Genomic DNA, 18461 nt, shown 5'->3' on the forward strand with positions numbered 1-18461 from the left:
GAATTTTGTTTGCTATGGCAGTCACCGGAAAGAAAGCAGTTCCTCTACAAACGAAAAAAAATCAAGGATCCAAATCCACACCGACAATCTACGATTTACTGATCGTGGGGGGAGGAATTACCGGCGCGAATATTCTCTGGGATTCTACGCTTCGCGGAATGAAATCTCTTCTTTTGGAAAAGAACGATTATGCTTCGGGTACGAGCCAAGCTACTTCCAAAATGATCCACGGTGGTTTGCGTTATCTCAAAAATTTTGAATTGAGTTTGGTCCGAGAATCCCTACGGGAGCGGGCGACCCTGGCTAGAATCACTCCGAATGCGGTTCAAACGATGGGATTTTTGACTCCGATCTATTCTTGGGCGGAAAAATTCGTGTTGAAGGTCGGCATGGAAATGTACAATGCGCTTTCCTACGATCGAAATCGGAATATCTGCGAAGACCGTCTGATTCCGAAATACAGTTATCTTTCCCGGGAGCAGATGATTTTGGAAGCCCCGACACTTTCGCGGAAACATCTGAAAGGCGCGTATCTCTACTACGACTACCTCAACCTAAATCCGGAACGGCATACCTGCGAATTTATATTTTCGGCCCGGGAAAAAGGCGGCGAATCCAAAAATTATACCGAAGTAACTTCGATTCAACGAGGAGCAGACGGGGTTTATCGTGTTGTCGCTCGAGACAAAATTTCCGGAAAAGAAACCGAATACAAAACCAAATCGATCGTCAACGCGGCCGGTCCTTGGGCCGATTTCGTCGAATCGTTAGCGGGAGTTCCCGCGGATAAACATCTCGTGCGATCCAAGGGAATTCATGTGATTACCCGAAAGATTTGCGGAGATAAAACCGTAGTTTCCAAAAAAAGGGACGGGACGCATATCTTCATCATTCCTTGGAGAAACAAGACGATCATAGGAACCACCGATACGGAATATCCGGATAGCCCCGATCGATTCCGGGTCACAAAACGGGATATAGAAGAATTGTTAAACGAAATCAATTCCTCGTTCGGATATACCGATCTGACTCTGGACGACGTGGATTTTTATTACGGAGGATTGCGTCCTTTGGTGGAAGATCCCGGCCAAACCAATTCCACTTCCACTTACAACGCTTCCCGGAAGACCGAAATTTTCGACCACAAGGACGGAGGATTCCCGGGATTTTTTACGGCCATGGGAGGGAAATATACGACGAGTCGCGCAGTCGCGGAGGAGGTCGTGGACAAGGTCGCCGGGTTTCTTCCGGGAAATTATCGCGTCTGCGAAACGCATCTGGTACCGACTTCCACGGGGGATTATTCGGATTTAGGTTCTCTCGTTCAGGATTTGTCGAGACGATATCCGAAAATCGAAGGAGCCAAACTCGAACTACTTGCCGAGAGATACGGTTCTCAGGCGTTCTCCGTTTTGGAACATTCTTCCGCGAAAGAAGAGACGTTTCGTCTGCAAAACGGAGAAACGTTTTACGAGTGTGAACTCAGTTTCATCGCCCAACGGGAAGACATACGATTTTCTACCGATTTTTTCTTCCGTAGATCCGGAGTGGGAGTTCCCGGAATGCCGGAGGAAAAAGAGACATATAAGATCGTGACCTCTCTGGGAAAACGACTCGGTTGGAATTCTGCATCCGTCAAAAAAGAGATACAATCCGTGAAAGAGAGGTATAGAATATTCTAATATTCTAAAACGTAAACGAGTTGGAAAGCGCCAAAGACAAGAAGTCCTTGATGGTTTCCGACGTGTCCGCGAGGCTAATCGAGTCTCCGTCCACGATCCTTTGTACCACGGTTCCCAAAATCACGCTGATTAGGATACGATTGAGGGTGGGATTGCTTACGCCGAGGTGTTTCGTGATTATGTTCACGTATTCCTTCATCGCGTCGGCTATCAGCGTCTTTTCCTCCTCGTGATTTTTGAGTCTGGAGACGTCACAGATGATATAAAGAAGATTTTGGAAGTAGGATTCTCTGGCTTGGATCATCTGAAACAAGGATTCCACACGGAGTTCCAGGGATTGAGTCTGGGCAGGCGTTCCTTTGGAATAGAGTTGAAGTTCCTCGATGTCCTTGTTGAGAACGAATTTCACGAGTTCCTTAAAGATGTCCTCTTTCGTCGCGAAATAATGGTATAAGGTTCCCGTGGATACGTCCAATTCGGTCGCAATCTCTCTCATGGAAACCGCCGAATATCCTCTCCTTGCGAGAATGTCCACACACTTCGAAAGGATTTCTAATTTGTATTTCTCGTGATTGACTATCTTCGGCATAAGGATTCCTCTCTGTTTCTTTTTTTAGTTTATGGGATGGGAATTTTGACGCCGGTCGAGGGCCAACACGAACCGAACCTTCCCGCTTCCTTTCCGTTTTAGTAGGAAATTTTCAACTTTTGATAAACGAAGCCCAACAACCAAATCGGACCGATCATCAGGAATTGTAGATCCTGAAAGAAGGAAGGCTTTTTTCCTTCGATTTTATGACCGATAAATTGTCCGATCCATGCCAAAACGAAAATCGTGATCGAGAGATCCGAAATTCCATACGAATACGATCCGATCGGGATCGGAAGAATCAAAGTTTGTAATACGACGATAAGAACCATCATGAGGGAGCTGAGAATCAACATTCCCAATGCGAGCGCCGGAGAAAGACGGATGTAAAATCCTAAAGCCAGAACGAGGGCGATCGTAGCGAAATTCAGATAAGGAACCGACGCGAAAACGGAAGGGACCGGAATGGACCAAAACAAACCAATGACGGTAAAGTATATCAAAGGGACGCAGATCCAATGAATGTTCTTGTTGATCGGATTCCGATGACTTTCTGCGTATTCGTCAAACCAGGTGGATACGGATTTCATGAAAGTTTCCTCGTTCTAAAAATTTTAAACGTTCGAAATATAATCGCAAGTGTTTTTTATCGAACCGACGACGTAAAATCCAAAAACGAAACGGAGATTCAGGATTCCTGCGGAGGGTTTTCCTTCGTTTCGAGTTCGGCTCCCGTTTCGTTTTTCATCCGATCGTTTTCCGATTCCAAAGGTCTTGTGATCCGTTCGATCGGAAGTTTTTTTACGTGGTTGGCCATTTCTTTCAGAATCGCCTCGGTGATCTGTTTCATGATGTCGCCCGTGACCTCGTTTTCCAATACGTCGATGATCATCGAACTGATATCCTCTCCGAGGCGTCTGGAAATTTCTCCCATAAACGGAATCCTGGAAAGTTCGCCTAACAAGAATTTGGTTTGTAACGATTCGTTCACCTTTGTGTTGAACGTGGTTTGATGTTTTTCGAACGCCTTCTTGGCGAGTTTACTGTAATCCAGTCGAAGCATCACTTCTTCCACTCGTTCCAACGAATGTAGAAAAACCGCGTCCGCGATCGTATCGACGATGATGTCCCGAAAACGGAACGTGATTTCCCGAGTTACGATGTCGCTTATGTTTTGACCGGATTGACCGAGTTTGTAAAAGGCGATCAGAATTTTGATTCCCCGTAAAAAAAGAAACGGACGTAGAAAATAAAACGGAATCACTCCGACCACTTCATACCAGTTCCTGGAAAAATACTCGGCGGGATCTTTGCTCTTACGGAATTTGGTGATCAATTCGACGCCCCAGATAGCGAGCACCAAAAAGTCGAATCCGATGACATACGCATACGTATCTTTGGTAAGAAATTCCTTGTAGGAATTGTAGATCAAAAGCAGGAGCACATCCAAGGCCGCGAATACGAGAAGAAACAAATCTCTTCCCGAACCTGGCAAGGCGCGGAACCAAAGATAAAAATGTCGGACGTTAAATTTGTTGACCCGTACCGGTAAACGTTCGGAATCAGCCATTTTACTCGTAATCCCCCTGGAAAGGTTGGTTTACAGCATTTATGAGAATGGGATTCTGGTCACTACAATTCCATGTCCTCACTCGTGGCGATCGACGGTTTCAACCTGATCTACAAGTTTCCCGATTTGGAAGATCGTATGTATCGGAACGAGTTGAAACGCGCGCGGCAAGGTCTGTTGGAGTTGATGGATTCTTATTCCGAAAAAAAGAAAAAACAGGACTTTCACGTTTTTTTCGACGGAAAAAAAGAGAAGGGAAGCGAAGTGCTCCAGGAGACGTTCGGTAGGTTGAACGTATATTTCAGCCGAGATCGTAAAGCGGATGAATTGATCAAAGAGTTCGTTCGCACTCGGATCCGTCCTTCGGACGTTCAAGTGGTCAGCTCGGATAAAGAGATTTTTTTTCACGCAAAAAAATGGGGAGCACATCCGATCGCTTCCGAAGATTTCGCGGCTTTGGTGACCAAAGAACTCGCGCCTTCGAATCCTGAAAACGATGAAGAAGATCGCAAGGATCGAAAACTCAGTTCCGGCGAATTGGAATATTGGAAAAATCTTTTTAAAAAAGGCAGATAACAAACAGTGCTGTTCAATTCAGTTACGTTCGCGATCTTTTTTGCAGTCGTTTATATCGTTTATTGGAATATTCCGAAACGGAATCGACCCGATTTTCTCATTCTCTCCAGTGCGTTTTTTTACGTTTGGTTCTCCTGGATCTTTTTTCTTCATTTTATCGGGATCGTTCTCCTTAATTTCTTTTTATACCGCAAAATCAAAACTGCTTCGGAAACGTCCGGAAAGTGGATGGTCGTCGCGGTTCTTTTGAACTGCGTCAACCTCGGTTTTTTTAAATACTTTTACTTCTTCTCCCGCGTTCTCGCCGATTTGACAGGTTATCCTTTTTTCCAAGAAATCCAGGGAATGATCAAAATCGTACTTCCGCTTGCGATCAGTTTCTACAGTTTTCAGATGATCGCCGCCGCGGTGGACGCGAAACGGAATCCGCAAGGGGAAACGATCTCTTTAAAGAATTATTTTTTGTTCGTACTCTTTTTTCCGGTGCTCATCGCCGGGCCGATCATGAGGACGGGGGATTTTTTTCCGAATCTGAAGGATTTGGAACCGGATCGCGATAAAATCTATAACGGCTGTTATTTGATGATCAGCGGTCTTATCAAAAAGATACTCGTCGCCGATCCTATTTCCGGTTTGATCTCTCCGATTTTTTCCAATCCGGAAGTTTACGATTCCACTTCCCTAGCGTTAGCCGGCATCGGATACGCAGTCCAGGTGTTCTGCGATTTTTCCGGTTTGACCGATATGGCTCGCGGAGTCGGCGCTTTGCTTGGTTTTTATCTGCCGGAAAATTTTAAGGCTCCTTTCTTTTCCTTAAGCGGAAGGGAGTTGTGGCAGCGGTGGCACATAACGTTATCCTTTTGGCTCCGGGATTATATCTATTTTTCCCTCGGAGGAAGCCGCGCCGCCGCTTGGAGAACGCATTTAAACCTGATTTTAACGATGACTATCGGCGGATTTTGGCACGGAGCAGATTATACGTTTATCGCTTGGGGATTTTATTGGGGGGTTCTGCTCGCAGGAGAAAGGTATCTGGAAACTTCCTTAGGCTGGAAGTTGACTCCGGAAAAAAATATCCCGTTGAAGATCGGCAAGGCGATCATCGTCTTTCTACTTTTTTCCTTCAGCGCGGTCCTATTTCGAGCGGATAACGCGACGACGATGGTGCAACATATTCGGGGACTTTTGTTCAATTCGTCGCAGAGGATAGAGGGGGAATTGGCGTCAGGTCAGTTTCTTTGGTTGTCGGAAGCGGGCGGTTTATTGGACGGTTCCGGTTTGTTTCGTCTCAAGGAAATGGAAAACCTGGAGAAGTTTTTTTATCTATTTCTTGCGATCGTATTTTTCAACTGGGCGCAGTATGTACCCGATTTTTGGAAACGTTTTCGGAAATACGATCCTTGGCTTTTGACCGTAGTCGGAGTCGTTACGGTGTTTTTACTGGCGCTTTTTTCCGAGGATTCGGGTGCGTTTATCTATTATAAGTTTTAGGAAATTGTAATGTTTCGAAACAGATTTCTCCTCGTTCCTTTCGTGATTTTTATTCTCGCGTTTTGTATCGATAAAATAATCAGCTCCGAAACGTTCGAGCCGTATTATTCGCTTACTCTTTCCGATTTGAATTTCCGTCATAAGGAATCCTTGTTCGTAGAACTTAAGGATTATCTAAAGTTACCGGAAAGAAAAAAGGTGATCGTTTATTTCGGAAACTCGCGTGCCCTGTTGTTCCGAAACGATTATATAGAAAAAAAATATCCTGCTTGGATATTGTATAATTTTTCCGTTCCGGGAGGTTCCCCGGACTATTATCTTTATTGGCTGGAACGATTCCGAAACGAAGGAGTAAAACCGGACTTTATACTGATGGACGAATCGATCGAAATTTTCAATTCCTCCTCGGTTTTAACCTTGGACGAAGTCCTTTTCTACGGACTGAGCCCCTGGTTCGTTTTGCGTCACGCAAACAGGTATTCTTCTTCGGATCTGACCGGGTTTATCGGAAAAAAATTATTTCATACTCTTAAAAACAGACCGCGCCTCAACGTTATCCGGGCTCGCGCCAAAGACGGAGGTTTTTTGGCGAAGGGTTACAGCAGGCTTCGATCGGAAATCGGGGAAAACCTTCGAAAACAAAGAGGGAGCGCGACATCGGACGCTAGTCCGCGTATCGTTTTGGCTTCCGAGTTGTTGAAAAAAAGATCGAACACGGATTTTAAGTCCTATCTTACTCCTTTTACCTTCAATCCTAAAATGCTCGCCAACGAAGAGGACGCGATCCGAATCATTCGGGAAATCGGAGTTCCGTATGCCACGATTTGGGTGCGGGTTGCGAGGCCGTATTTCGAGTTGTACAAAACCAAAAAGGTGATGACCGAAGAAAAGCGGGAAAAAACTCCGTATGAAATTATGATTCCTATATTAGAAAAACTGCATCAATCAACGAACACTACTTTCTGGAACATGAACGAGGATCCGAACTACGATTGCGACGATTTCAGCGATCCGGGACACATGTCTCCGAGTTGTTTCAACGATTATGCGGATTTCATTTTCACCCGTTTGCCGAAATAACGAACCGACGCCGCGATAGGATTCTTTTTCTTCCTGTTACCTCTTTGGATCTTCGACGAAACCCGCAACCGTGGTCTTTTGAGCTAAGATTTCGAAATTTATTTAAAGCGGTGAAAGAAAGAGTTTTGAACATCCTTTCTTTCACAGGATTTTTTTTCATAGGGTTTTTTATTCGATAACGGTGATCCAGTCCTTGTTCTCGAGAGCGATTTCGGAAACGGTGGATTGTGAAGAGCCGTTTTGTTTTATTTTTAAAAGAGTTTCCTCGTCGATTCCGTATAATAGAAGAAAGTAGAGTTTTCCGTTTTCGGTTTCGATCGGGGGCAATTCAGGGTCGTTCGCCAAAAGGATCCCGGTCAGTCGAGTGGTTTGGTTTTCGTCGATCGCCCTTCCGAAATTCAGGCTGTGGCCGGGACCGAGATGCGCTCCTTCCATCCCGTAATACGCGATGTCGTTCATGAGCACCATAGGCCATACGGGAGGATTTTTCGCGCTCTTTTTGGAAAGACGAAAGGTTAGCTCGTATCCTAGTCCGCTTACGTTGGGATCGGACCATTCCTTTTCGAAAAGTTCCGAACAACCGTAACTAACGTATAACCATTGAGTCGGTAGATCGAATACGGACGCCTGATATAACACGTGTTTGCCGGTCGCGTCATGATTCGGATAAATTTTAGGGCTGATCGCTGACGGTAATCGTAAGGAAGGATAAATTTTGTCCGTGATTTCGTCGATGGCGGACCAGCCCCGATCCGCAACTTCCTCCAAAGTATGTTGTTCTTGCGGTCGTTCCGCCCCGAAAATTTTCGAAAAAAGTCCCATCTTTTTAAATTCCTTATCGCAGATTGAAGTCGGAAATCATGTTCCCGAGAACGGGAAATAATTTTTAGAATCGAAATCGGAGATAAGAAAAAAAAGCTGCGCCGTAAATTTCTTTTTTATTATAACCATTTCGAAGTTATAATACCGAAGTAATTGGTGCGAAGATGAGGAATTTTAGAAAAACGTTTCGTTTTTCCGAACACAATTACTTCGTAAGTTCTTTAACGAGCTCCGGTAAAATTTCGCCCGATTGGCCGCATAAAAAAAGATCGACCGACGAAGAGAATGCGGTTCGTTCCGGATTCACTTCCACAAGTAGCGCACCCGCGTTACGCGCCATTTGTGCGAGGGCTACCGGCATCGTTACGGACCCGGAGGTGCCGACTATCAAAAGTAAATCGGTTTCGTTCATACGTCTAAAACAAACGTCTATTTCCGTTTCGTCGTAGGATTCGCCGAACCAGACCACGCCGGGACGGAGTAGGGAGGAACAACTCGGACAAACGGGAGGAAGTTCCTCCGGGGAATAGTTCCGTTCGCTGGCGGTTTTACGACAAACGTTACAGACGTTTCGAAAGATATTCCCGTGAATTTCGATGAGATTTCGAGAGCCGGCCTTCCTATGAAACCCGTCCACGTTTTGTGTGATCAAAAGAAAATCCGGATGAATTTTTTCGAGCGTTACAAAAGCGTTATGGCCCGGGTTGATCCGTTTCGTAACGATCAGATTTCTTCTCCAGAGATACCATTCCCAAACCAATTTCGGATTTTTACGAAACGCTTCCTGTGTCGCCAAATCCTCCGCCCGGAAATTATTCCAAAGTCCGTCCTCGCCTCGAAACGTCGGAATTCCGCTTTCCGCCGAAATTCCCGCTCCCGTAATCGCGGTGATTTTACGGAATTTGTGTTTGTTGGCGGATAGAAAGGTCTTCACAAAGGAAGTTGCAGCGCCGATTGAACTCGTTCTGCGGTTTTTTGATCCGTCAAAATCCGAATCAATTCCAAAGAAAATTCGAAAGCGGAACCGGGGCCGATACTCGTTACGATTTTGTCGGAAATTTCCAATCGTGAACCTGTGTAACCGGGTGCGTCCGATACAACTCCCGGAAACGCCGTGAACTTCTGTTCGTGGGAAAGAATATTCTGATGTACTAATATACTAGGCGCAGCGCAGATAGCCGCGATCCAACGTCCTTCCCGTTTACTGTTACGCAGTAGTTCGGAGATCCTTCGGTCGGAGGCGAGGGATTTCGTTCCCGCGTTTCCTCCCGGTAAAACGATCATGTCGAAGTCGTCCGAGTTGATTTCGTCCAAGGTTTTGTCCGCGAGAAGTTTTACCCCACGGGAAGCGGTGACCGGGCCTTCCTTTAAGGAAGCGCTTACTACTTCGATGCCGGCTCTACGAAGCGTGTCCACGACGATCACCGCTTCCATTTCCTCCATTCCGTCCGCGAACGGGACCAAAACTTTCGGCATAGGTTTCTCCGGTTTAGTCCCTGGAACCCTTCCAGGTGACGTTCAAATTCAGAAAATAATTCGTGATCATCGCGGCGGAAATCGCGAGTAGATCGCAGATCAATTTGATCAGAATTCCGGAAGAATTCAATTCCGAAAGAAAAATTTTATGATATAAAAATTGAAACACGCTCACTTGAATCGTTAAACCCAGAAGACTGACGAGATGAAATAGGATCAATCCTTGCGATAACTTAAAGCCCGAATAACGTTTTTCGTAAAACGTGAGATAGTTGTTGCATAGAAAATTCGAAAGAATGGAGATTTCTATTCCGAAAAGTACCGAAGTAGGAAACGGGTTTAAAAAACGAAACGGCATTTCCAATTCCGGAAATTCTAAAAATTCTCCGATCAATAACCCAGTCAAATTCACCAAAACTCCGAATGATCCTACGAGTGAATACAGTAAAAACGTGGGAGAAATTCGTTTGCCGAAACGGAGGTCCAACACGGCCACGAGATAGTTTCGGATCACGGAACCGTCCAATTTCGTTTGTCCGTAACGTCTGTTTTGAAACGCGAACGGTATCTCCGAAACCCTAGGTGGACGGGTGGGGCGACTTAGAAATTCGAGGAAAATCTTAAATCCGCGCGGATGAATTTTTTCTACCGTATTTTCGAAATGATTACGGGAAATCGCGAAAAAGCCGCTCATCGGATCCGAGACGGGTAAAGGAAGAAGGGACTTCGCGAGTCGCGTCGCGATTACGCTGAAGAAACGGCGGGTCTTTGACCAATTCGAAGTGGAACTTCCGTCGGAATATCGGGTCCCTACGGAAAGATCCGCTCGACCCGAAACGATCTCGTCGATCAATCGAGGTAAAATTCGCTCGTCGTGCTGGAGATCCGCATCCATGACCACGAAAACCTGTCCCTTCGCGAAACCCATCCCTGCGATCACCGCGGAAGAAAGACCCTGAGCGTCCATTCTACGGAGAACTTTTAGACCCGGATGTTTTTCTTTCAAGCCTTCCGCAATTTCCCAGGTGCGATCCGGACTATTGTCGTCCACAACGATGATTTCAAACGAATGTCCTTGCAGCGAGGATTCGATTCTCGGAAGCAGAATGGGCAAATTCTCTTTCTCGTTATACGTCGGTACGATGATAGAAATTAAGGGTAAGGAGGAGGTCATTGATTCTCAAACGTATGAAACGCGATTTCTCTGTAAATTCATTCGATGTACACTTATTTATTGAAATTGGTTTCTTCCGAAAGAACAGGATCCCGGAACGCTTTTCTCAAAAATTACAAATTCCTGACATTTTCCATTTTGATTCGAAAAAGTTGAATGCAAAAATACGGTCCGTTTGCAAAAAACTTTTTTCGTAAATTTCAACCGATTGCGTTATGGGATCTGTGATGGTATTCAAACGCAGAATCCATACGCGGACCGTTTCTCGATGGGTCGGATTTTTTGCCTTAATCGTTTTCAGCCAGATTTCCACCGGTCTGTTGTTACGAAACGAATTTCGAACCGGTCCGATTTCTCCCTTTTCGGGGAATAGGATCCGTTCTCCGTACTCGGATACGAATTTGAAATGGTTGAAGACGGCCATACATCTCCATTCGGACAGGGACGGTTTTTCTCCCTTTCGCAGTCCGCCCGAAGAGATTCAAAACCGATATTCCGAAAAAGGATACGATCTGATCGGAATCACGGATTACTTAAAAATCAGCGGCGTCGATTCCGGATCAAAAACTTTTTTACCGGGTTATGAGTGGGGAAGGGATTTTAATAAAAAACATATTCTTGCGATCGGCGCGGATACGGTAACACCGGATTTTTTTCCGATGTATGCGGCACCCGGAAACATACAATGGACCGTCGATCGGATGCAGAAGTCGGGTGCGTTCGTAGTGGTCGCACATCCCGCTTTGGAAGGATCGGTTCCGGAACACACGATCGAGAGGTTACGCGGAATCGACGCGATCGAAGTTTTTTCTCCGTATGGAATTTTTTTCGCCGAATGGATCCGTCTTCTGGATCGGGGGATTGCGGTGAACGCATTTTCCGGCGATGACCTTCATTATTTTCCAGGCGAATCGATCCGAGCGATGAAGCTGCCTTTGTACAAACGTATCTTTCACGAATTGACCTTTTCCGATCAAAACGAAGGTGAACCGTTCACGAGATATATTCTCCTCAATTCGGATTCTTTGGGAACGAAGGACGTTGTGCGAAATCTCAAACAAGGAAATTACGTTTCCGTAATCAAGACGGCCGATTATCTCGAGGATCCGGGCGTGAACGAATTACGTTTGGACGGCGATCGAATCATTGCACGTTTTCCCGAGAAATTTTTAAAGCTGGAATTCATCGGTTCCCAAGGACGGATCCTCGCTTCGGAAACGGAATCTAAGTCGGCGTATTATCGGTTTACAAGAGAGGATTCTTTTGTGATCGTCAAAGTAATTTTTGCTTCTGGTTTGTTGTATTCCAACGCCTTTTTTAGAAAGGAATCGTAACTTGTAACCGAAATCGATCCGTCGTTTTCGTGTGAGGAAATTTCGGTGTGTTGTTTTTCCCGATCGTATTCGATTTGTTTGTGGGGCGTTTTTTCGGTAGGAATTTCAATTCCGTCTTATTTTTGAAAAATATGGTGTATATACAACTTCCGATAATACATATTATGTCGCATTAAGGCGAAGAAAGTTGTAAACGTACCCATACATCCTTTACACATCGTACTCAATACAAGCCTTACACATCGCTCAATACATCCTTTACAAAAAGAAACGTAAACATGTATCCCACGTTCAATGAATTGGCATGTGATTCTTATCTTGCAACGTACGACACTTTTCCGGTGAAAGAAATCTTTGATTTGTGTAGTTTCTATCTTATTGCTTACGCAACAGTAAACTCAGTTTGCTCGTAAACGAACTTCCCGTGAAATAAACGAAGATTACCGGAGGAAGGATCGTTCCGCTATTTCTTTCCTTAACAAAAGAAAAAAAGCTCCGCTGAAAATACTGAAAAATAAAGACGTTGCGTGTGTTTTCCATAATTCCAACGGAAAACACGCGTTCTTAGAACCCCACTTTGATTCTAAACCGTTATCGGGAGCACCGGAAAGAAACGAATTCAGGAATCAGTAAAATAGGATTTCTGGAAAGGTTCTGGCGACGCTCCTTCCAGAATAAAAATCTAGGTAAGTAATCTTTTCCTTTCAGGGAAGTTTCTTAGAGGGTGTGGACTGGGAAAAAGGAATTTTTTTCTATCGCCGAATGAGGGATCCGGTTTAGAAGAAAAGGACGCGAGACTTGCGAAAAAGGCCCCGGATTTTTTTCGGAGCCTTTCCCATTTTGTTATCGATCGAATCCTTTAGTAATATTGACCTAAAGTGATCGTTACGATGGTTTTGTTGTTATCTTTTTTGTTGATACATTCGCATTTGATCCTTGCGGATTGACTGTAATATCCTTGGTGCGCCGAAAATCCGGGCGCCGCCTTACAGCTCTTATACAGTCCTTCATTCACCAAACGCCCGCAAGCCTCTTGAATCGCGGCTTCTGCGTCGCTCATTTGTGAAAAAACTTTCCCAGGGGTCAATAGTCCCGCCAGAATCAAGGTGAAAAATGCTGCGGTCTGAAACCATTTTTGAATCACGGAATTTCCTCTCTTTGAACTGAAAATAGATAAATCACTCGTCTAAAAATTCAAGTTATAATTCAATGAAATCGTCGAATGGATGGCAAATTTCGACGAAAATTCCCGATCAACGATAGGATCCAAACAATGAATCTGCAAAAAATCTCCGTTTCGGTTTTATTTCTTTGTATTATGATTCGTATGTCTCCGATTTTTGCCCAGGCAACGGAAGATAAAACCTTAGAGGAATACAGGGTGAAAAAAAACGATTCTTTGACGAAGATCGCCAAAGAAGTATTAAACGACCCTGGAAAGTGGAAAGAGTTTTTAAAATACAATCGGATTCAGAATCCTTCCTTGATCAAGGAAGGAATGGTTCTCAAAGTGCCGGTTCATCTTCGTAAAATCGTGGAATCGGAGACTCCTCCTTTGGCGGCTTTAGAATTATACCACGGCGTCGTTGAATATTCTAAACGAGTTTCAAACGGAAATTCTCCCGTTTGGAACTCCGTTAACCGAAATCAGCTTCTCCGCGAAGGAGAACGTTTAAAAACGGGGCCTAAATCAAGCGCGTCCCTGTATTTCTTAGAAAACGAAGCGAGGATCAAACTTTTTGAAACGTCCAGCTTTCGAGTTTCGAAAAAGGAATCCCCGGAGCTTTTTTTGGAAGAAGGACAAATCCAGGCGAATGTAAAACCGGGAATTCTGAAAAACGCGAAAAAGGCCGTTTCTAAATTAGTCATTCAAACCCCGGTTGCGGTCGTAGGAGTTCGGGGAACTCAATTTTACGTAAACAACACCTTCGATCAAAGAACCGACGTAGGTTGTTTTGAAGGAACCGTAAACGTCTCCGCTTCCGGCAAGGAAGTGGACGTAAAGGCCGGCTTCGGCACTTACGTGGAAAAGGGCAAACCCCCGGTGGAGCCCTTTCCGATTCCTGGAAAAATTCAAATCGATCAGGAAGGCATCGCTCCGTGAAATCGAATTTGTTCTTCGTATTTTTGGCGGGATTTCTTTTTTTCCTTTCTCGAACTTCCTTCTCTCAAGAACCGAAAGAGTTGCGGTTGAATTGGAAAGCGGATTCCGCTTCGGAATCGTATCGTGTTGAACTTTCGGATCGTTCGGATTTCAGGGAAGTGCTTCGTACGTTTACGGTTCGGGAGCATACGGTCCGATTTTTTCCGGAAAAAAACGAACGATTTATACGGATCATCGGAATCGGAAAACAGAATTCCAGAGGAGAACCGTCGGAGCCGATCTCTTTGGATTTTCTAAAACCGTTTGTTCGTCCGGAACGAAAATCCGCTTCCAACGATACCGCCATCATCCTTTCCCCGGCAAAAAAAGAACGGATCGTGTTAGACAATCCCAGTGTCGGACAAAACGGAATCCGCGTTTTTTTTCGAGTGAATGAAGGGGAATGGAGGGAATACCGAGATACGATCTACGGACTGCAAGAGGGAAAAAACAAAGTCGAGTTCTATTCCGAAACCGCGTCGGGCGTAAAAGAAACCGTACGTTTTATGGAAGTCGTGCAGGACACGATGCGACCCCAAATCCGAGCGCGCATCGGAAAAGGCATCCGTTTGGAATCGGTTCCGATCACTCGTAAGGATCAATTTCTGATCCTCGAAATTTCCGATCCCGTATCCGGAGTTTTAGAAACCGAATTTTATTTTTTGCAGAACGGCAAAAAGATTCCGATTCAACCTTCCTTCCGCGAGAAGGACGAATATCAATTTTCGATTCCCGATTTTTTAGAAGACGGAAGTTTTGCGATTCAAGTCTGGGCAAAGGACCAAGCGGGCAACTTCGGAGAGGAGACGTTTTTCGGAATTTTGGATTCTTCTGCTCCGCTTTGTCGAATCACACCTCGACCGGAAAAGGAACGTCTTTTGCCGCTTCATTCCGAGGTGCGAATTCAGTGTGAAGATTCCATTTCCGGAATCAAATCTATAGACGTTCGTCGAAACGGGGAAGAATTCCGTCCTTACGCGGAAGGTTTGATTTTGGAACCGGGAAACCATCGGTTGGAATTTAGAGTCACGGACGTCGTCGGAAATGTTTCGTCGTTTTCCGCCGAGTTCAACGTGCTCCTTCCTACTTTGGAATCTAAGATACGGGTTCGTCCTTAGTTTTTGAGTCGATCGATTCTACGCTGAGAATTCGGAGCTCGGAAGCCTGGGTTTTGATTTTTGTGATTTCCTCTTGGAGTTTGCCGGATTCGTCGCTGATCGCGTTGATTTCGGATCCGAGATGTCCCATCGTTTGAACCATCTCTTGTTGGCCGAACATCTGCTCTTTCGTGGAGCCTAAAATTTCTCCCGAAACGGTTTTGATTCGATCCACTTCGGATACGAATTTTTGAACGATCGTCATCTGTTCCAGATAAAAACGGTTCATCGTGTCAATCCTTTGGACCGTCTCCAGAATTTTGAGTTTTTGATTTTCGGTCAAATCCCCCGTTTCCGTGGAAGCGATTCGCGCCTCCTCAATAAATTTGCGCGATTGATTTACGATGTCCGAAATCGACTTTGCGTTTCCGGAAGTAAATTCCGCGAGTTTACTCACCTCGTTGGCGACGACCGCAAACCCCCTCCCCGCCGCTCCCGCTCGAGCCGCTTCGATAGAAGCGTTGAGCGCCAGAAGATTGGTTTTATCCGCGATCTCGCTCATAATCCGGTTGATTTCGTCCACTCGGTTGAACGAATTTTGTATATCTACTAAATATGATTTCGTTTTTTCGGCCGCGATCGTAACGTTTTCCATATCTTCTTTATTTTCTTTTGCAAAAACGGCCAGCGCTTCGCTCAAGGAAGAACTGTTGTGCAGAATTTCCCCGAGTTGATCCGAACTTTCGGCCAATTGTAAGAGACTGGCGTTTTGTGTTTCGATCGAATGCGCCGTGTTGGAGGAAGACGCGGAAAGTTCTTCCAGAACCGCGTTGACTTCCTCCAAAGCGGCTGCTTGCGATTCCATCTTTTGTCCGATTCGATCGATGTATTCCGCAAATTTACGGATCGAGCTTTCCAATTTTTCGGCCGAATCCCCTAAACTTCTTCTGTCCTCCGTCAACTTATGAAGAAGCGTCTGGGAGTCTTCGTAGAGTCGGGTGCCTTCCGCGGAAAGTTTATCAAACAAAGTCATCAATTGAAAAATGATCACGCTCGCCGTAAAAACGAACATAACCTTGATCACTTGAACCGAAAAAATCAGGTGACCCGGAACCTTTCCCAACTCCGGATCCTCCGTCAAAACCATTCCGCCTTTCCAGGCTACGAAGATGGCCGCGATGACGCCTAACGCAGCCAAAACGCCTACCCAGAGTACGAACCGTCTTTCACCCAAAAACGAGGAATAAATCATGATGTAAAAATAAATCGAGAAGATCAGTACGTTGGCGAGAATTGCGGAGGAAACTTTCGGCTCGATCGAACAATCCGCCATCAAAGTAAACGATAGGATATTGATGTCCAAAAGAATCAGCGTTTTTTGAAATCGTACCCCTACTTTTCCGGTGCGATGAAGTATGAATTCCAAAAGACAATAAGAAGCCATCAGCGCCGTCCCGACGACGTGCGCGATCACCTGAGTCGGGTGATTGGTTTTAGAAACGCTCAAAAGCGTCAAGGAGAAGAGGATCACCAATCCCAAACGGATCCGATTGATAACGACGGCCCCGTCCTTCCAAATTTGATAGATCGAAGATTTTTGGGTTTGCGAGGTGTTCCCCATAGGATTCTCCTTGAGAGGTTCATTTTAGGAGCGGATCGTAAAAAGAAAAGCAAAAACTTCGAAAGGAGAAACGGAACACAAAGCGATCTCCCGAACTGATCAAATTATAAGGATGTAATATTCGTAGAAACGTAAAAACCGCGTAACGTTCGTTTTTACGTCGGCTCTGTCGTAGCTCGTAATGCAAGACGTTCTTCTTCGCACGTCCCGTTTTGAGATTTTGTCGGAGTTCTGGGTTCGGATGCGCGACTTCTCCGAAGGAGAACTCCTGATTCCCGGAAATTTTATAGGGAGAATTTCGTCTTTCGATTCCCCGGTCGGAGAAAGTTCGCCGAAACTTACGGAAATACGAGCCCGGAAATCAATCGATGGAACTCCTCTTTTTCCTGTTCGAATTTGTTCTCCAGGGTGTAGGTGGTGAATTGGATCGAACCTTTGGAGCCGCTGGTTACAAAACTATAAAAGATGAATTTCATTCCGCTGAAAAGAGCGGTGTAGGTTACCAATTTTCCGGATTTGCCGTTTACTTTGCAATCAGCGGTTTCTAGAAGACTTGCGTTCGGATCGACTTGACGGGCGTTGACGACTAGAAGTTCCGCGAAGGATTCCATCGGAATTTCCAGGCCTTCGTAGATTATCATCGAGTATCCGGTTCTTTTTTTATTTTCGAACTCGAATTCCGCGACCTTATTTGCCGGTTTTGGGGCTCGGTTCCATTTTTTGGAATCGAACCATACGCTGAACTCGCCGGATTCGCTCTTTAGCTCGGTATCCTGTTCTTGGGATTTGGTCAACACGACGGTCGCCGTTTTTGCGGATTTGGTTTCGGACGATTCCGGAACGTATTTCCACGTGAAGTCCGGATTTAGGATTACTTTTTTACCGCTTTTAGTGGTTGCTTCTTCCGGGTTGGCTGATTGGAGGATACACAAAAATGAGGCTATATAGAGAAATCTTTTCATAAAAAAACTCCAGATGCGTCTAAGTTTCCCGTTACGAATTGCATCGGGTGATTCGCTTAGGTTGAAAAAGGATAGAATTCTGAATATCTAAATTAGGGATCTGTTGGTTCTTCTTTTTTATTTTTCAGAAAAGAATATTTTCGAAACCGTCTCCTTTTTTCGACTGAAAACGAAATCGGTTTTTTTCGGAATGAAAACGGCGAAGATCGTTTTTGTGTTGCGGACGTTTTTATTTCTGAACGGTCGAATCGATTCTCTCAAACGATTCGACCGGTGTGACCGCGTCTATAGATACTCCCGAGAAAAAAGTGTTCCTCTGCTTTGATATGTGGGAAGACGGAGTCGTGAATTAGAAATTGGGCGAATAATGGTATATATAGATTTCGTCTGGGAAAGGATTTTTCCGAGTTTGCGGGAACTCACATAGGAAAGAGATCGCACGGGTACAAGTAAGATGAGTGATATCGGTGAGGGATATTAATCTTGCTTTCAATTTCAAGTTTTCGTAAAGAATGAGGCCTCTTTTTCTGAGATTCATGAGGATGTCGGGAGAATAGGCTTTTTGTTAAAGTTAAGAGTTGTAGATAGGCAGAGTGATTTCTCTCTTTAAGTAAGATTTCGTGTGAGTTCCCACAGAAGTTTTACCGACAAAGGAGAGGCTCGTGTTTGGGAGAAGTGGCTTACTATTTACTCAGGCCGCAAACGGAGCGTAGGAAGAGCGCACGTGACACGAGCAAGAGGATGATTGTCGGCAATAAAAAAGCCCGGCGAAACCGGGCCTTAGAAGGGATATTGTTGAAAACAGAAAAAGTAGCGTGACCTAACACCCCGGATCCTTCCTTGC

The 18461-nt window shown here is 45.1% G+C and carries 17 protein-coding genes; 7 read left to right on the forward strand and 10 right to left on the reverse strand.

What is annotated here, in order from left to right; all coding sequences use genetic code 11:
• Window positions 1–14: 14 nt before the first annotated feature.
• Window positions 15–1682, forward strand: a complete 1668-nt coding sequence (locus tag EHQ17_RS01095; RefSeq protein ID WP_135592819.1) for a glycerol-3-phosphate dehydrogenase/oxidase — start codon at window positions 15–17, stop codon at window positions 1680–1682.
• Window positions 1683–1686: 4 nt separating this feature from the next.
• Here the strand turns inward: EHQ17_RS01095 and EHQ17_RS01100 are convergent, their stop codons facing one another.
• The 3 genes from EHQ17_RS01100 to EHQ17_RS01110 all read right to left on the reverse strand — a co-directional run bounded on the left by EHQ17_RS01100 (window position 1687) and on the right by EHQ17_RS01110 (window position 3841).
• Entirely contained in the window at window positions 1687–2271 is a 585-nt protein-coding gene (locus EHQ17_RS01100) for a TetR/AcrR family transcriptional regulator (RefSeq protein WP_135592821.1), read from the reverse strand.
• Between the two features lie 98 nt (window positions 2272–2369).
• Window positions 2370–2861 (reverse strand): Mpo1 family 2-hydroxy fatty acid dioxygenase, encoded by a 492-nt coding sequence (locus EHQ17_RS01105; protein ID WP_135592823.1) that lies wholly within the window; start codon window positions 2859–2861, stop codon window positions 2370–2372.
• A gap of 98 nt (window positions 2862–2959) precedes the next feature.
• Window positions 2960–3841 carry a hypothetical protein gene (locus EHQ17_RS01110; RefSeq protein WP_135592825.1) on the reverse strand — a complete coding sequence of 294 codons (882 nt, stop codon included), beginning with the start codon at window positions 3839–3841 and terminating at the stop codon, window positions 2960–2962.
• A gap of 72 nt (window positions 3842–3913) precedes the next feature.
• On the opposite strand from EHQ17_RS01110, the gene EHQ17_RS01115 reads away from it, so the two are divergent.
• Genes EHQ17_RS01115 through EHQ17_RS01125 form a run of 3 tightly spaced genes read left to right on the forward strand, consistent with a single transcriptional unit; the run spans window position 3914 to window position 6988 of the window.
• Complete coding sequence (locus tag EHQ17_RS01115) at window positions 3914–4417, forward strand: NYN domain-containing protein (protein WP_135592827.1); 504 nt, start codon at window positions 3914–3916, stop codon at window positions 4415–4417.
• 6 nt (window positions 4418–4423) lie between these two features.
• Window positions 4424–5908, forward strand: a complete 1485-nt coding sequence (locus EHQ17_RS01120) for an MBOAT family O-acyltransferase (RefSeq protein WP_135592829.1) — start codon at window positions 4424–4426, stop codon at window positions 5906–5908.
• 9 nt (window positions 5909–5917) lie between these two features.
• The gene (locus EHQ17_RS01125; protein ID WP_135592832.1) at window positions 5918–6988 is read left to right on the forward strand and encodes a DUF1574 domain-containing protein; all 1071 of its coding nucleotides are present in this window, start codon (window positions 5918–5920) and stop codon (window positions 6986–6988) included.
• Window positions 6989–7156: 168 nt separating this feature from the next.
• Here EHQ17_RS01125 and EHQ17_RS01130 read toward each other — a convergent pair whose 3' ends face one another.
• From EHQ17_RS01130 to EHQ17_RS01145, 4 genes are all read right to left on the reverse strand, one after another.
• Window positions 7157–7810, reverse strand: coding sequence for a suppressor of fused domain protein (locus tag EHQ17_RS01130; protein ID WP_135592834.1), 654 nt, complete (start codon window positions 7808–7810; stop codon window positions 7157–7159).
• 205 nt (window positions 7811–8015) lie between these two features.
• Window positions 8016–8744: an SIR2 family NAD-dependent protein deacylase gene (locus EHQ17_RS01135; protein WP_135592836.1), complete on the reverse strand. Its 729-nt coding sequence runs from the start codon at window positions 8742–8744 to the stop codon at window positions 8016–8018.
• The gene (locus EHQ17_RS01140) at window positions 8741–9286 is read right to left on the reverse strand and encodes a DJ-1 family glyoxalase III (RefSeq protein ID WP_135592838.1); all 546 of its coding nucleotides are present in this window, start codon (window positions 9284–9286) and stop codon (window positions 8741–8743) included. The genes EHQ17_RS01135 and EHQ17_RS01140 overlap by 4 nt, the downstream gene beginning before the upstream one ends.
• Before the next feature lie 13 nt (window positions 9287–9299).
• Window positions 9300–10460 (reverse strand): glycosyltransferase, encoded by a 1161-nt coding sequence (locus EHQ17_RS01145; protein WP_135592840.1) that lies wholly within the window; start codon window positions 10458–10460, stop codon window positions 9300–9302.
• A gap of 227 nt (window positions 10461–10687) precedes the next feature.
• Between EHQ17_RS01145 and EHQ17_RS01150 the strand changes: the two genes are divergently transcribed.
• A complete protein-coding gene (locus tag EHQ17_RS01150) occupies window positions 10688–11794 on the forward strand; it encodes a CehA/McbA family metallohydrolase domain-containing protein (protein ID WP_135592895.1) in 1107 nt (368 codons plus the stop codon).
• An 859-nt stretch (window positions 11795–12653) separates the two neighbouring features.
• Here the strand turns inward: EHQ17_RS01150 and EHQ17_RS01155 are convergent.
• Window positions 12654–12938 carry a hypothetical protein gene (locus tag EHQ17_RS01155; RefSeq protein WP_135592842.1) on the reverse strand — a complete coding sequence of 95 codons (285 nt, stop codon included), beginning with the start codon at window positions 12936–12938 and terminating at the stop codon, window positions 12654–12656.
• A gap of 129 nt (window positions 12939–13067) precedes the next feature.
• Between EHQ17_RS01155 and EHQ17_RS01160 the strand changes: the two genes are divergently transcribed.
• Together EHQ17_RS01160 and EHQ17_RS01165 are read left to right on the forward strand one after the other, a co-directional pair.
• The gene (locus EHQ17_RS01160; RefSeq protein WP_167882469.1) at window positions 13068–13898 is read left to right on the forward strand and encodes a FecR family protein; all 831 of its coding nucleotides are present in this window, start codon (window positions 13068–13070) and stop codon (window positions 13896–13898) included.
• A complete protein-coding gene (locus EHQ17_RS01165) occupies window positions 13895–15055 on the forward strand; it encodes a hypothetical protein (RefSeq protein ID WP_135592846.1) in 1161 nt (386 codons plus the stop codon). Before EHQ17_RS01160 ends, EHQ17_RS01165 begins: the two co-directional genes overlap by 4 nt.
• Here the strand turns inward: EHQ17_RS01165 and EHQ17_RS01170 are convergent.
• Window positions 15033–16655, reverse strand: coding sequence for a methyl-accepting chemotaxis protein (locus tag EHQ17_RS01170; RefSeq protein WP_135592849.1), 1623 nt, complete (start codon window positions 16653–16655; stop codon window positions 15033–15035). The genes EHQ17_RS01165 and EHQ17_RS01170 overlap by 23 nt on opposite strands.
• Before the next feature lie 338 nt (window positions 16656–16993).
• Window positions 16994–17617 (reverse strand): DUF3157 family protein, encoded by a 624-nt coding sequence (locus tag EHQ17_RS01175; protein ID WP_135592851.1) that lies wholly within the window; start codon window positions 17615–17617, stop codon window positions 16994–16996.
• Window positions 17618–18461: the final 844 nt, after the last annotated feature.

Origin of the sequence: Leptospira gomenensis, from assembly GCF_004770155.1 — a bacterium.
GTDB classification, from domain to species: Bacteria; Spirochaetota; Leptospiria; order Leptospirales; family Leptospiraceae; genus Leptospira; species Leptospira gomenensis.